Genomic DNA, 13,787 nt, shown 5'->3' with positions numbered 1-13,787 from the left:
GATCGCCACGGCTAGGCGCGCACGCCGCTCCCGGGCCGCTGGTCGTCGTGCTCCTCGGGCGGCACCCGGCACATCGACTCCAGCCACAGCGCCGCGACGGCCAGCGCCGCCGCGAGGACGACGCCCAGCACGGCGGTGACCGTGTCGCTGCCGGCGGCCTGCAGGCGTGGGACGGCGGGCGCGACGTGCAGCAGCACCCCGGCCCAGACGCCGACGAAGACCGCGCCGACGAAGGCGCTGGCCTGGGCGAGCACCGCCAGCCGGGCCACCAGCAGGGGCTCGACCGGGCGGACGAGCGGCGCGGCCGGCTCGGCGGTGCGGCCGCCGAGCGCGCTCCGGCGGGCCTCCCGCTGGGCGGCCAGCCGGGCGCGCAGGGTGCGGGCGCCCAGGGCCTCGGCGAGGGCGAGCACGCCCAGGGGCACCGGCAGCCACCAGCGCAGCGGCGGCAGGGCGCCGTAGGTAGCGCGCACGACCAGCCAGGCGGCCAGCGCCAGCCCGACCGCGACGACGAGGAGGTCCCGCCGGTTCACCGGTCTCAATGCAGGTGCTCCCACTTCACGACCGCGGCGACGTCGTCGGCCGGCAGCGCGGCGACCAGGTCGGCCACCCGGCCGTGCCCGGGCAGGACCGCAGTGGGGTCCAGCGACAGCCACGGCACCAGCACGAAGGCCCGCTCGTGCGCCCGGGGGTGCGGCAGCGTGAGCGCGGGGTCGTCGGAGAGCACCGGGCGGCCGTCGTCGCCGGTCACCGTCACGACGTCGACGTCGAGCGTGCGGGCGCCCCACCGCACCTCCCGGGTGCGTCCGGCAGCCTGCTCGAGCTCCTGCGCACGGGCCAGCCAGCCGGCGGCGTCGCGGTCGCCGCGGACGAACACCACCGCGTTGAGGTAGGGCGGCTGCTCGACCGGCCCCCACGGCGGCGTCTCGTAGAGCGTCGAGCGGGCCACCAGCCCATCGCCCGTGAGCGCCTCGATCGCATCGCGCAACGCGCGGGCCCGGTCGCCGAGGTTGGCCCCGAGGGACAGCACGGCGCGCGTCATGACCGCTCGCGGCGGATGGTGACGGTGACGTCGTCGAAGGCGACGCCGAGGTCGGCCTGCGGCTTGTGCACCGTGATCTCGGCGGCCTGCACCAGCGGGTCGGCCAGGCAGACGTCGGCCAGCCGCTGGCAGAGGGTCTCGAGCAGGTCGACCGGCTCCCCGGTGAGGACGGCGTGCAGCCGCTGCGCGAGCTCGGCGTAGTTCACCGTGAGGGCGAGGTCGTCGGTGGCGGCCGCCGGCGCGGTGTCGACCTCGAGGACGGCGTCGACGGAGAAGGTCTGGCCGTTCTCGCGCTCGAAGCCGTAGACGCCGTGGTGGGCGTGCGCGGTCAGCCCGCGGACGGCGATCCGGTCGGGGACGTGGCCGGGGTGGTGGGGCGGGTGGGTGTCAGCCACGGCGGGCCCCCCGCGCGGCGCGCACGGCCGCCACGGTGCGCACGGCGTCCACCGAGGCGGCGGCGTCGTGCACCCGCACGCCCCAGGCACCGGCCTCGGCGGCGAGCACCGTGGTGGCGAGGGTGGCGGCGTCGCGCTGCTCGGCCGGGCGCGGCTCGGCGTCCGGTCCGGCCAGCAGCCGCCCGAGGAACGTCTTGCGGGAGGCACCGACCAGCACCGGCAGCCCGAGGGCGATCAGCCGGTCGAGGCCGCCCAGCAGCGCCCAGTTGTGCTCGGCGCGCTTGGCGAAGCCCAGCCCGGGGTCGACCACCAGCTGCCGCGGGTCCACGCCGGCGGCGACGACGTCCTCGACCCGGGCGGTGAGTTCGGCGCACACCTCGGTGACGACGTCGCCGTACTGCGCGGCGGCGTACATCTCGCGGCTGTGGCCGCGCCAGTGCATGAGCACCCAGGGGACGCCGGCCTCGGCGACCAGCTCGGCCATGTTCTTGTCGGCCAGCCCGCCGCTCACGTCGTTGACCAGGACCGCACCGGCCCCGAGCGCGGCCTCGGCGACCTCGGCGCGCGTGGTGTCGACGCTGGCCCGCACGCCCGCGGCCGACAGCGCGCGCACCACCGGCACGACCCGGCGGCACTCCTCGTCGGCGTCGACCCGGTCCGCGCCCGGGCGGGTGGACTCCCCGCCGACGTCGACGTAGTCGGCGCCGGCGGCGGCCATGGCCAGGCCGTGGGCGACGGCGACCTCGGGGTCGGCGAAGCAGCCGCCGTCGGAGAAGGAGTCGGGCGTGACGTTGAGGACGCCCATGACGACGCACCGCGCAGGGTGCAGCAGCGGGACGGCGTTCACCGGCCCAGGACGAGGCTCATCGCCTCGGCGCGGGTGGCGGCGCTGTCGCGGAAGATGCCGCGCACGGCCGAGGTGACCGTGATCGAGCCCGGCTTGCGGATGCCCCGCATGCCCATGCACAGGTGCTCGGCCTCGATGACCACGATCGCGCCGCGTGGCTTGAGGTGCTCGGCGAGCGCGTCGGCGATCTGCCGCGTCATCCGCTCCTGCACCTGCGGCCGGCGGGCGTAGACGTCGACCAGCCGGGCGATCTTGGACAGGCCGGTCACCCGGCCGTCCTCGCCCGGGATGTACCCGACGTGCGCGGCGCCGTGGAAGGGCACCAGGTGGTGCTCGCAGGTCGAGTACATCGGGATGTCCCTGACCAGCACGAGCTCGTCGTGGTCCTCCTCGAACACCGTCGCGAGCACCTCGCCGGGGTCCTGCCAGAGCCCGGCGAAGGTCTCGGCGTAGGCGCGGGCCACCCGGGCCGGGGTGTCCTGCAGTCCCGGCCGGTCGGGGTCCTCCCCCACCGCGAGCAGCAGCTCACGGACGGCGGCCTCGGCCCGGGCGGTGTCGATCCGCGACCGGTCGGCGCGGGTCCCGTCCTCCGGGGACCCGCCGGTCGCCGGTCCCGCCAGCCCGCTCACCGCTGCGCGGGCGCGCCGACGTCACCCACCGCGGTGCTGCCGCCCTTCACCAGGCTGCTGCCGGTGGCGCCGTGCCCGTTGGTGCCGTGGCCGTTGGCCTGCGCGGCGGCCTCGGCCGGGGTGAGCACCGGCGGCTGGTCCGACGGCGTCCGCTTGCCGAAACCGTTGTAGGGCGCCAGCGAGGGCCGCTTGGTGACCGGCGCGCAGATGCGGGCCATGTCCTCCTTGGAGAGGGTCTCCTTCTCGATCAGCTCGAGCACGAGCTGATCGAGCACCCCGCGGTACTCCACGAGGATCTCCCACGCCTCGTCGTGCGCGGCCTCGATGAGGGCGCGCACCTCGCCGTCGATGTCGGCGGCGACGGCCTCGGAGTAGTCCGGACGCGAGCCCATGTCGCGGCCGAGGAACGGCTCGGAGTCGGTGCTGCCGTACTTGACCGCGCCGAGCTTGGCGCTCATGCCGTACTGGGTGACCATCGCGCGGGCCATCGAGGTGGCCTTCTCGATGTCGTTGCCGGCGCCGGTGGTCGGCTCGTGGAAGACCAGCTCCTCGGCCGCCCGCCCGCCGAGGGCGTAGGCCAGGGTGTCGATCATCTCCGAGCGGGTCTGGGTGTACTTGTCCTCGGTCGGCAGGACGAGCGTGTGCCCGAGCGAGCGGCCGCGCGGCAGGATCGTCACCTTGTGCACCGGGTCGAGGTTGGGCAGCGCGTGCGCCACCAGGGCGTGCCCGCCCTCGTGGTAGGCGGTGACCTTCTTCTCCTTCTCGCTCATCGCCCGCGTCTTGCGCTCGGGGCCGGCGATGACGCGGTCGATCGCCTCCTCGAGGGCCTCGTCGGTGATGACCGAGCCGTTGCCGCGGGCGGTGAGCAGGGCGCCCTCGTTCAGCACGTTGGCGAGGTCGGCGCCGGTGAAGCCGGGGGTGCGGCGGGCGACGGTCTCCAGGTCGACGTCGGGGGCGAGCGGCTTGCCCTTGGCGTGCACCTCGAGGATCCGCTTGCGGCCCTCCAGGTCGGGCCGGTCGACGGCGATCTGGCGGTCGAAGCGGCCCGGGCGCAGCAGCGCGGGGTCGAGGATGTCCGGCCGGTTCGTGGCGGCGATCATGATGACGCCGCCCTTGACGTCGAAGCCGTCCATCTCGACGAGCATCTGGTTGAGCGTCTGCTCGCGCTCGTCGTGGCCGCCGCCCATGCCGGCGCCGCGGTGCCGGCCGACGGCGTCGATCTCGTCGACGAAGATGATCGCCGGGGCGTTGCTCTTGGCCTGCTCGAACAGGTCGCGGACGCGACTGGCACCGACACCGACGAACATCTCGACGAAGTCCGAGCCGGAGATGGAGAAGAACGGCACCCCGGCCTCACCGGCCACCGCGCGGGCCAGCAGCGTCTTGCCGGTCCCGGGCGGGCCGAACAGCAGCACGCCCTTGGGGATCTTGGCGCCGACGGCCTGGAACTTGACCGGGTTGGCCAGGAAGTCCTTGATCTCCTGCAGCTCCTCGATGGCCTCGTCGGCACCGGCGACGTCGGCGAACGTCGTCTTCGGGGTGTCCTTGGTGACCTGCTTGGCCTTGGACTTGCCGAACGCCATGACCCCGCGGCCGCCGCCCTGCATGGAGTTGAACAGCCAGAACAGCAGCAGCAGGAGGATGAGGAAGGGCAGGAAGCTGATCAGGACGCTGACGAAGACGCTGTCCTGGGTGACGTTGGTGGTGAAGTCGACGCCGTTCCCGGTGCTGGTGCCGTCGGCACCGATCCCCGAGACCAAGGCGAAGACGTCGTCGGAGGCCCCGATCGGGTAGGACGCGCTGATCTGGTCGCTGCCGTCGACCGGGTTGGTCAGGTCGAGGTCGAGCGTCTGTTCCTTGTCGTTGATCGTGACCGAGTCGACGTTGCCGTCCTCGATCTGCTGCAGCGCGACGGAGGTGTCGACCTGCTCGTAGTTCGAGCCGCCGCCGAGGAACGAGGACAGTCCGAGGGCCACCAGGACGACGAGCACGACCCAGAACCACACGGAGCGGAAGATCTTCTTGCGTTCCATACACCGATGCCGGGCGGCCGGAGGGCTCCGGCCTGGCCCGTCGACCCTCCTGATCGTCCGGGTGACGCGCCGCGCGCGCCGGGCGGGCACCCTCGCGCGGTCCAGCGTCGTTGCGCTCGACGGTACACCGGGCGGGCTGTGCGCCCCCTGTCCGCGAGCTGCACACCCGCTGCCGGGTCCCCCGTCCGGGTCCCGCCCGGGTGGGCTCCGGAGGGCTCCGCGAGGGGTGCGACGGACGCACCCGACGCGGGTCCGGGCGGCGTCCGGTGGCGGTGCGGTCCGCGGGACCGCGATCAGGTGGCCGCGATCAGGTGGTGTAGACCTCGGGCTTGAGCGTCCCGATGTAGGGCAGGTCGCGGTAGCGCTCGGCGTAGTCGAGGCCGTAGCCGACGACGAACTCGTTGGGGATGTCGAAGCCGACGTAGCGCACCGGCACGTCGACCTTCACCGCGTCGGGCTTGCGCAGCAGGGCGCAGACCTCCAGCGACGCCGGCCGCCGTCCGCCGAGGTTCTTCAGCAGCCAGGACAGCGTGAGGCCGGAGTCGATGATGTCCTCGACCACCAGCACGTGCTTGTCGGAGATGTCCCGGTCGAGGTCCTTGAGGATCCGGACGACGCCCGAGGAGCTGGTGGAGCTGCCGTAGGAGGAGACGGCCATGAACTCCATCTGGGTGGGCAGCTGCAGGGCGCGGGCGAGGTCGCTCATGAACAGCACGGCGCCCTTGAGGACGCCGACGAGCAGGACCTCGCGGCCGGCGTAGTCGCGGGCGACCTCGGTGGCCAGCTCGGTGATCTTGTCCTGGATCTCCCGCTCGGACAGCAGCACGTGGTCGATGTCGGGGCCGTAGCCGTGGTCGGGCCCCAGGCCGCCGGGGACGGCCTCGGTCGACGCGGTCTCGCTCACGGGTGCTGCTCCTCGGGCTCGGGGACCGGGCTGGGGGCTCGGGTGGGGCCGGCAGTGGCCGGCCGGGCCCTCCCGCCCCGGGAGCCGGCGGGCCGCAGCACCAGCCTGCCAGACGCCCGGAGCGCCTCGGCACCGCCCGGGAGCGTCACCGGTCCCTGACCGCGCCAGCCGGTGAGGAGCGCGTCGACGGCGCCCAGGTGGGCCGCCTGCAGGTCCGGGACCCCGGCGTCGCGCAGCCACCCGCGCAGCACCCGGCGGCGCAGCGCGGCGGGCAGCGCGGCCACCTCGGGGGCCGGGAGGCCACCGCCGTCGGCCAGCCGGGCGCGCTCGGCGTCGCCGAGGGCGTCGAGGAGGTCGAGGTCCTCGCGCAGCAGGTCCGCCGTCCGGGCCAGGGCGCCGGCCACCCCGCCGCCGAGGACGTCCTCCAGCAGGGGCAGGACCTCGGCCCGCAGCCGGGAGCGGCGGTGGGCCGGGTCGGTGTTCCACGGGTCGTCCCACACCGGCAGGCCCAGCGCGGTGCACGCCGCGCGGGTGGTCGAGCGGCGGACGCCGAGCAGCGGGCGCCAGAACGGGGGGCGCTCGGCCACCATGCCGGCCACCGACCGCGGGCCCGAGCCGCGGCCCAGCCCGAGCAGCACGGTCTCGGCCTGGTCGTCGAGGGTGTGCCCGAGCGCCACGCGCGCCCCGTGCCCGGCGGCGGCAGCGGTCAGGGCGGCGTGGCGGGCGGCGCGGGCCGCGCCCTCGGGGCCGCCGGCGGGGCCGACGTCGACGGGCAGGACGAGCACCGGGTCCAGGCCGAGGTCGCGCAGCAGGTGCGCCGTCCGCCCGGCCCGCTCGGCCGAGCCGTCCTGCAGGCCGTGGTCGACGGTGACCGCGCCGGCCGGCACCCCCGCGCGCGGCGCCTCGGAGGCCACCGCGGCGGCCAGGGCCAGGGAGTCCGCTCCCCCGCTGACGGCCACCAGCACCGGCTGGGCGGAGCCGCGCAGCCCCGGGCGGACGGCGCCGCGGACGGCCGCGACCGGCGGCGGCGGTCCGCTCACCGGCGTCCGGGTGTCAGGCGGTCACGGCCGGGCGGCCGTGCACCCGCTCGACCCACCGGGCGGGCTCGGTGAGCTCGTCGACCAGCGGCAGGTTCTCCGGCCCGGCCCACACCCGGTTGAAGCCGTCCATGCCGACCAGGTCGACGACGCCGCCGACGAAGAACCGGCCGTCGGCGTACTGCTTCATCTTCTGCTCCAGGCCGAGCAGCCGGCGCAGCACGCGGTCGAGCGGGCCGCGGCCCTTGCGGCGCTGGGCGAAGCGCTTGCGCAGGGTGCGCACCGAGGGGACGACGTCGGGGCCGACGCCGTCCATCACGTACTCGGCGTGCCCCTCGACCAGGCTCATCACGGCGGTGACCCGGTCGAGCACCTCGCGCTGGGCGGGGTCGCGCACCAGCGCCATCAGGCCCTGCGAGCCGCTGTCGTCGTCCCCACCGCGGACGGCGTCGGTGATCCCGCGGACCAGGTCGCTCATCCGGTCGCGCAGCGCGTCGGGGCTGAGGTCGGTGGCCTCGACGAACTCGCTGATCTGCGCCTCGAGGTGCTCGCGCAGCCAGGGGAAGGCGGTGAACTGCAGCTGGTGGGTGACCTCGTGCAGGCACACCCAGAGCCGGAAGTCCGACGGGTCGACGCCCAGCTTGCGCTCGGCGTCGACGATGTTGGGCGCCACGAGCAGCAGCCGGCCGCCGGTGCCGAACACCTCGTACTGGCCCAGCACCCGGGAGGACAGGAAGGCGAGCAGACCGCCGGCCTGCACGCCGGTGGCGCGCGAGCCGATCGCGGTGGCCAGCGGCCCGGGCCGGGTCTCCTGCCGCTCGGTGAGGGCCTGCACCAGCGGGTCGAGCAGGGCGGCCATGCCGGCGGCGTTGGCGTCGATCCAGCCGGGCCGGTCGACGACGGCGACCTCGGGCACCGGCCCGCCCTCGACGGGGCGCAGGCCGGTGAGGGCCTCGACGTGGGCGACCGCGGTGGCCGAGGCCTCGTGCAGCTCGCGGACGACGTCCGCGGCCTCCTCCCGGGTGGTCGCCGGCCCCGGCCCCGTCAGCTTGCGGGCGGTCCGCCCGGCGAGGTCCCAGTCGACCAACGCGCTGCTCGTCATCGCCTCACCGTACGCGGACGGCCCGGGAGCCCGTGGCCTCCCGCGGCCGCCCTAGCTGCAGCCGCAGGCGGCCAGGGCGGAGGCGACGGCGTCCAGCGCGGCCTCCTCCGGGTCCCCGCCGCCGGAGGTGCCGTTGGCGACGAGCGCGTAGGCCAGCAGCCGGCCGTCGGCGGTCACGACGGTGCCGGCGAGGGCGTGCACGCCGAGCAGGGTGCCGGTCTTGCCGCGGACCGAGCCGGGCGCCGTCCCCGGGTCGTCGTCCCCCCGGTCGAACAGCGTGCCGTCCCAGCCGGCCACCGCGAGGCCGGACAGGACCGCCGAGGCGCCCTCCAGCGAGCCGTCGGCGACACCGGCGACGAGGTCGGTGAGGACGTCGGGGGTGGCCAGGTCCAGGCGGGAGAGGCCGCTGCCGTCGTGGAGCTCGACGTCGGAGACGTCGAGCCCGGCCTCGTCCAGCGCCTCGGTGACCGCCTGGGCCGAGCCCTCGAAGGTCGGCGGCAGGTCGCGGGCGAGCGCCACCTGGCGGGCCAGCGACTCGGCCAGCAGGTTGTCCGACTGCGACAGCGCCTGCTCGACCAGGCGGGCGACCGGGGCGGAGCGCACGCTGCCGAGCGTCGCCGCGCCCTCGGGCGCCGTACCGAGCTGCACGGTCGCGCGCGGCACGCCCAGGGCCGCGGCCAGCGCCGCGCCGGCGTCGGTGCCGGGCTGCCCGCTGCGGGCGTCCTCCCCCGGCGTGACGCGGGCGCCGTCGACGGCGGTGGCGGTGACCGGGGCGGCGTAGGTCGACGGCACGTCGTCGGGACCCCAGCCGTCGGCGGTGAGCGGCCCCTCGAACAGCGAGCTGTCGACGACGACCCGGCGCACCACCGTCCCGGGCGGGAGCGCGGCCTGCACCTGGGCGGCCAGGTCGGCGACGGTCGCCGCGCCCGGGTAGGTCGGGGAGGGGTCCGTGGTCGACAGGGTGGGGTCACCGCCGCCGACGAGCACGACCTCGTCGGGGGTGGCCCCGGCGACGACCGTCGTCTCCAGGGTGGCCTCGGGGTCGAGCGTGGTGAGGGCCGCGACGGCGGTGAGCAGCTTGGCCGTCGAGGCCGGGGTCACCGGGGCGTCGGCGTCCTGGTCGAACAGCGTCCGCCCGTCGGCGACGTCGACCACCTCGGCCGACACGCCGCCGAGCGGCGCGGGGGCGGCCAGCAGCGGGGTCAGCCGGGTGGTCAGCACGTCGGGGTCGGGCGCGGGCGCCTCGGTGGACAGCGCGGCCAGCACCGGGTCGGGCTCGCCGACCTCGGGCAGCGCGGCGGCGGCGCGGGCGGCCTCCCCGCCGCCGTCCCCGGCGGCGTCGTCCCCGGCGGCGACGACCAGCCCGGTGACGACCAGGGCGGCCACCACCACGGCCGCCAGGACGGTCAGCAGGAGCCGTCGGCGCAGCCGCCGGTAGCTCGGCGTGACGCTCGTCGACCCGCCCTGCGCGATGGTGCCCACCCCCCGGAGAGGTCCCCGGAGCAGACCTGCACCGGTGGACCTGGTACCGGTGGGCCACACTACGTCCCGTGCAGTTCGACGTGACGGTAGAGATCCCCAAGGGCCAGCGGAACAAGTACGAGCTGGACCACGCCACCGGGCGCATCCGGCTCGACCGGATGCTGTTCACCTCCACCCGGTACCCGGCCGACTACGGGTACATCGAGAACACGCTGGGCCAGGACGGCGACCCGCTCGACGCCCTGGTGCTCCTGGAGGAGCCGACCTTCCCCGGGTGCCTGATCACCTGCCGGGCCATCGGCATGTTCCGGATGACCGACGAGGCCGGTGGGGACGACAAGGTGCTCACCGTCCCGGCCACCGACCCCCGCATGGCCCACCTCCAGGACATCAGCGACGTCTCGGAGTTCGACCGGCTGGAGATCCAGCACTTCTTCGAGACCTACAAGGACCTGGAGCCCGGCAAGTCGGTCGAGGGCGCCAACTGGGTGGGCCGGGCAGAGGCCCAGGCCGAGATCGAGGCCTCGCTCGAGCGGGCCCAGGAGACCGGCGACCACTGACGGCCGCGCGCCGGCCCCCTGCTCCGGCCCTCGGGCCCCGACCGCACGACGGACGACCGACGGCGGTGCACCCCTCCGCGGGGCTGCACCGCCGTCGTCGTGTCAGCCCCGCGTGTCGTGCAGGACGGCGGTGAGGAAGCCGAGCTCGCCGCGGTATCCCTCCAGCCACTGGCGGCGGTGGGTGCGGGCGGCGTCGAGGGCCTGCTCCCGCTCGGCGGCGGTGGGCGCCCCGGTGAGCGCCCAGTCGGTGAGCGCGCCGGTCCAGCACCACTCGTACTCGTCCCACTCCGGCAGCGTGCTCAGGTGCGCGTAGCCGGGCTCGAGGCCGGCGCGGGCCACCTCGGCCAGCAGCCCGGGCAGGTCGGGCAGGTCGCCGGGACCGGCACCCAGCCCGGCCAGCGCCGCCGGGCTCGGGCCGGCCTCCCAGAAGCCGTCGCCGAACAGCAGCCGGCCGCCGGGACGCAGGTGGCCGCGGAGCGCGGCGAGCGTGCCGGCGGGGCCGCCGAAGACGTGCGCGGCACCGACGCAGACGACGACGTCGAGCTCGCCGCCCCGCCACGTGGCGGCATCGGCCTGCACGAACTCGACCCGACGGGCCAGCCCCGCCGTCGCCGCGCGGTCGCGGGCGGCGTCGAGGGCCGGCGCGGAGGTGTCCACGCCGACGCCGGTCAGGCCGGGGTGCGCGGCCAGCAGCGGCAGCAGCCAGGCCCCGGTGCCGCAGCCGAGGTCGAGGACCCGGCCGCGGCGGGGCGGGTCCAGCCGCTCGAGCAGCCGGCGCAGGCTCCCGTCGGAGACGGGGGCGGCGACGGGGTGCCAGCGGTGGGCGATCGCGCTGAGCCGGGCCCGGTCCACGGGGGCATCCTGGCCGGGCGGCGGTGGGTCACCGCCGCCCGGGCTCACATCACGCCGCGGGAGCGCAGGTCGCGCAGCTCGGCGAAGACCCGGCGCCGGATGGTGTCCTCCCGCTTCTCGCCGATGCGGAGGAAGCGCAGCGACAGCTCCGTGCGGTCGTCCTCGCGCGGGTGGTGGCGCACCACCTCGGCGTCGACCGTGAGCTGCTCGCCGTCGAGGTCGACGGTCACCGGCACGACCGTGCCGGCCTCGACGGCCGGCTGCTGCGCGGCGTCGCTGGCCAGCAGACAGCGGCTGCCGCCCTCGCTGAGGTCGAGGGTAGCACCCTGCAGGACGGTCCCGCCGACCTTGAGCTGCAGCGGCACGGCCAGCGGGGCGCGGACGGCGGCGCGGCGCTGACCGCGCGAGGCAGGCCCGACGGTGCGCACCCGCCAGGTGGGGTCGTCCCCCGTGCTGACGGCGACGAGCTCGGCCGGCACCGACCGCAGCTCCTCCGGTCCCCGCCAGATGAGCTCCAGGTGCTCCCCGGGCTCGAGCTTGACGCGGCGCTGCGCGGCGTCGGTCCCGACGCTGAGCACCAGCTCGCTGGCCGACGCCTCCTCGACGAAGCTGAGGAGCACGTCGTCGCGGCTCACCGCCTTGACGTCGACGACCGACCGCTCCTCCGGGTGGTCGACTCCCGGCGTGCTCATCGCTGTTCCTCTCGTTCGGCGTGCATGGGGCGGGCGCCCGCGGAGGGCGCACGGGAGGTGCATCGGCACCCGGCCGCGCGGAGGCGAGGGCTGTCGGGACCGGCTCCCCCGAAGGGGGAGGACGCGGGGCGCCGGGGAGCGATGATGCCGGACCGGGGTGGGCGAGGGCGGCCGACACGGCCGAGTGCCCCGGCGGGAGGCCGGGAGGAGGAGAGCCGCCTGTCGGAATCGAACCGACGACCTTCTCATTACGAGTGAGATGCTCTACCGACTGAGCTAAGGCGGCGGGCGTGCGGGTCACAGCCTACGGCACGGCCGCGCCGGGCCCGCGGAGCGTGCGGGGCGTGCGGGGCGTGCGGGGCAGGAGGGTGCTCCCTCAGGCCGGCAGCCGCAGCGCCACGGTGAGCGCCTCGACGGCGACCTGCGGCTTCACGTTCTGCTCGAGCGCCGTCCGGCAGGCCAGCACCGCGTCGATGCGGCGCAGCGCGCCCTCGGCGCCGATGCGGCGGGCCAGCTCCTCGGCGTCGGCCCGCCGGTCGGGGTGGTCCAGCGGCAGCGTCTCCCCCGGGGCGGCGTCCAGGACCAGTGCGTCGCGGTAGAGCCCGGCGAGGTCGACCAGGGCGCGGTCCAGCGAGTCCCGGCCGATGCGGGTGGCCCGCGACTTCTGCCGGCGCTCGAGCTCCTTGAGCTGCCCGGCGCCGCGGCTGGCGGCGGCGACCCCCGGCCCGCGGGCCCCGACGCCCAGGCTGGTCTTGACCGCCTCGGTCTCCGCGCCGTCGAGGGCCGCGCTGGTGCGGTCGGACTCCTCCTTGGCCGCGCTCACCAGGTCGTCGGCGGCGGTCAGGCAGGCGGCCAGGGAGACCAGCGACAGCGGGATGTCGAGCACCGCCTTGCGGGCCAGCCGCGCGCTCTCGTCGCGGGCGAGGTGCCGCGCCCGCCCGACGTGCCCGCCGGCCGCGCCCGCGGCCCAGGCCGCCAGCGCCGGGTCGATCCCGTCGCGGCGCACCAGCACGTCGGCCACCGCGTCGACCGGCGGGGTGCGCAGGCCGACCACGCGGCAGCGGGAGCGGATGGTGACCGACACGTCCTCGGGGTGCAGGCTGGGGGCGCACAGCAGGAACACCGTCCGCGGCGGCGGCTCCTCGATCATCTTGAGCACCGCATTGGCCGCCTGCTCGGTCATGCGGTCGGCGTCCTCGACGACGACGACCTGCCAGCGCCCCTGCGACGGCGCCCGTCCGGCCAGCCGCACCAGCTCCCGCGCCTCCACCACCCCGATGGACAGCCCCTCGGGGACGACGGCCTGCACGTCGGCGTGGGTGCCGGCCAGCACGGTGCGGCAGGCGTGGCAGGTGCCGTCGCCGCCGTCGGGGCACTGCAGGGCGGCGGCGAAGGCGCGGGCGGCGACCGACCGGCCGGAGCCCGGCGGGCCGGTGAACAGCCACGCGTGGGTCATCGCCGTGGGGTCGGCGACGGCGGCGCGGAGCTCGGCGACGGCGGCGGGCTGGCCGACGACCTGCGCCCAGACGCCCTCGGGGACCGCCGGGGTGCTCACGCGACCCGTCCCGGCAGCAGGGCGGCGACCCGGTCGCGGACGGCGGCGGCGATCTCGTCGGCCGGGCGGGTCGCGTCGAGGACCAGGTAGCGCTCCGGCTCGGCCGCGGCCAGCTCGAGGAACGTGGCGCGGACCCGCTCGTGGAAGTCCAGCGACTCCGCCTCCAGCCGGTCGGCGGCGCCCCGGCCGCGGGCGCGCTGCAGCCCGGTCGCGGGCGGCAGGTCCAGCAGCACGGTGAGCGCGGGCACCAGGCCCCGGGTCGCCCAGGCCGACAGCCGGCGGACCTCCTCGACCGCGAGGGCGCGGCCGGCGCCCTGGTAGGCCAGCGAGCTGTCGACGTAGCGGTCGGTGACGACCACCTCGCCGACGTCGAGCGCCGGGCGCACCACGGCGTGCACGTGCTGGGCGCGGTCGGCGGCGTAGAGCAGCGCCTCGGCCCGCGGGGACAGGTCACCGGTGGCCGGGTCGAGCAGCAGCGCGCGGATGCGCGCGCCGGGGGCGGTGCCGCCGGGCTCGTGCGTGACCCGCGCGGGGATCTCGTGCAGGCCGAGCCAGTCGAGCAGCCGCCGCACCTGGGTGGACTTGCCCGCGCCCTCGCCGCCCTCGAAGGCGACGAACAGCCCGCGGCCGGGCAGGCGCGGGTGGGCGGTGATCGGGTGC

Annotated in this window: 15 protein-coding genes and 1 tRNA gene; 1 reads left to right on the top strand and 15 read right to left on the bottom strand. The window is 76.3% G+C overall.

Features of this window, described 5'->3' with window-relative positions; translation table 11 throughout:
- Nucleotides 1-11 precede the first annotated feature (11 nt).
- From ACWIZO_RS09715 to dacB, 10 genes are all read right to left on the bottom strand, one after another.
- Complete coding sequence (locus ACWIZO_RS09715; protein ID WP_448642267.1) at nt 12-530, bottom strand: DUF3180 domain-containing protein; 519 nt, start codon at nt 528-530, stop codon at nt 12-14.
- Nucleotides 531-535: 5 nt separating this feature from the next.
- Nucleotides 536-1,039, bottom strand: coding sequence for a 2-amino-4-hydroxy-6-hydroxymethyldihydropteridine diphosphokinase (folK, locus tag ACWIZO_RS09710; RefSeq protein WP_448642266.1), 504 nt, complete (start codon nt 1,037-1,039; stop codon nt 536-538).
- Nucleotides 1,036-1,434, bottom strand: a complete 399-nt coding sequence (gene folB, locus ACWIZO_RS09705) for a dihydroneopterin aldolase (RefSeq protein ID WP_448642265.1) — start codon at nt 1,432-1,434, stop codon at nt 1,036-1,038. Before folB ends, folK begins: the two co-directional genes overlap by 4 nt.
- Nucleotides 1,427-2,281, bottom strand: coding sequence for a dihydropteroate synthase (gene folP, locus ACWIZO_RS09700; protein ID WP_448642264.1), 855 nt, complete (start codon nt 2,279-2,281; stop codon nt 1,427-1,429). Before folP ends, folB begins: the two co-directional genes overlap by 8 nt.
- The gene (gene folE / locus ACWIZO_RS09695; RefSeq protein WP_448642263.1) at nt 2,278-2,910 is read right to left on the bottom strand and encodes a GTP cyclohydrolase I FolE; all 633 of its coding nucleotides are present in this window, start codon (nt 2,908-2,910) and stop codon (nt 2,278-2,280) included. The genes folP and folE overlap by 4 nt, the downstream gene beginning before the upstream one ends.
- Entirely contained in the window at nt 2,907-4,943 is a 2,037-nt protein-coding gene (gene ftsH, locus ACWIZO_RS09690; protein WP_448642262.1) for an ATP-dependent zinc metalloprotease FtsH, read from the bottom strand. Before ftsH ends, folE begins: the two co-directional genes overlap by 4 nt.
- Before the next feature lie 307 nt (nt 4,944-5,250).
- Nucleotides 5,251-5,847 (bottom strand): hypoxanthine phosphoribosyltransferase, encoded by a 597-nt coding sequence (gene hpt / locus ACWIZO_RS09685; protein ID WP_448642261.1) that lies wholly within the window; start codon nt 5,845-5,847, stop codon nt 5,251-5,253.
- Nucleotides 5,844-6,887 (bottom strand): tRNA lysidine(34) synthetase TilS, encoded by a 1,044-nt coding sequence (tilS, locus tag ACWIZO_RS09680; protein ID WP_448642260.1) that lies wholly within the window; start codon nt 6,885-6,887, stop codon nt 5,844-5,846. The genes hpt and tilS overlap by 4 nt, the downstream gene beginning before the upstream one ends.
- Before the next feature lie 13 nt (nt 6,888-6,900).
- Nucleotides 6,901-7,986, bottom strand: a complete 1,086-nt coding sequence (locus tag ACWIZO_RS09675) for a zinc-dependent metalloprotease (protein WP_448642259.1) — start codon at nt 7,984-7,986, stop codon at nt 6,901-6,903.
- 51 nt (nt 7,987-8,037) lie between these two features.
- Nucleotides 8,038-9,468 carry a D-alanyl-D-alanine carboxypeptidase/D-alanyl-D-alanine endopeptidase gene (gene dacB / locus ACWIZO_RS09670; RefSeq protein ID WP_448642258.1) on the bottom strand — a complete coding sequence of 477 codons (1,431 nt, stop codon included), beginning with the start codon at nt 9,466-9,468 and terminating at the stop codon, nt 8,038-8,040.
- Nucleotides 9,469-9,536: 68 nt separating this feature from the next.
- Between dacB and ACWIZO_RS09665 the strand changes: the two genes are divergently transcribed.
- On the top strand, nt 9,537-10,028 hold the full coding sequence (locus ACWIZO_RS09665; protein ID WP_448642257.1) for an inorganic diphosphatase: 492 nt from the start codon (nt 9,537-9,539) through the stop codon (nt 10,026-10,028).
- 102 nt (nt 10,029-10,130) lie between these two features.
- On the opposite strand, the gene ACWIZO_RS09660 is transcribed toward ACWIZO_RS09665, so the two are convergent.
- The 5 genes from ACWIZO_RS09660 to tmk form a co-directional block, all read right to left on the bottom strand.
- Entirely contained in the window at nt 10,131-10,880 is a 750-nt protein-coding gene (locus ACWIZO_RS09660; protein ID WP_448642256.1) for an SAM-dependent methyltransferase, read from the bottom strand.
- Nucleotides 10,881-10,924: 44 nt separating this feature from the next.
- The gene (locus ACWIZO_RS09655) at nt 10,925-11,572 is read right to left on the bottom strand and encodes a flagellar brake protein (RefSeq protein ID WP_448642255.1); all 648 of its coding nucleotides are present in this window, start codon (nt 11,570-11,572) and stop codon (nt 10,925-10,927) included.
- Nucleotides 11,573-11,785: 213 nt separating this feature from the next.
- Nucleotides 11,786-11,858 (bottom strand) — tRNA-Thr (locus ACWIZO_RS09650).
- A 90-nt stretch (nt 11,859-11,948) separates the two neighbouring features.
- Nucleotides 11,949-13,127 (bottom strand): DNA polymerase III subunit delta', encoded by a 1,179-nt coding sequence (locus tag ACWIZO_RS09645; protein ID WP_448642254.1) that lies wholly within the window; start codon nt 13,125-13,127, stop codon nt 11,949-11,951.
- Complete coding sequence (gene tmk, locus ACWIZO_RS09640) at nt 13,124-13,747, bottom strand: dTMP kinase (RefSeq protein ID WP_448642933.1); 624 nt, start codon at nt 13,745-13,747, stop codon at nt 13,124-13,126. The genes ACWIZO_RS09645 and tmk overlap by 4 nt, the downstream gene beginning before the upstream one ends.
- Between the last annotated feature and the right edge of the window lie 40 nt (nt 13,748-13,787).

The sequence above is a fragment of the Geodermatophilus sp. URMC 63 genome, from assembly GCF_053502565.1.
Note: the sequence above shows the minus strand (reverse complement) of the source record. Positions and strands in the feature narration are given on the sequence as shown.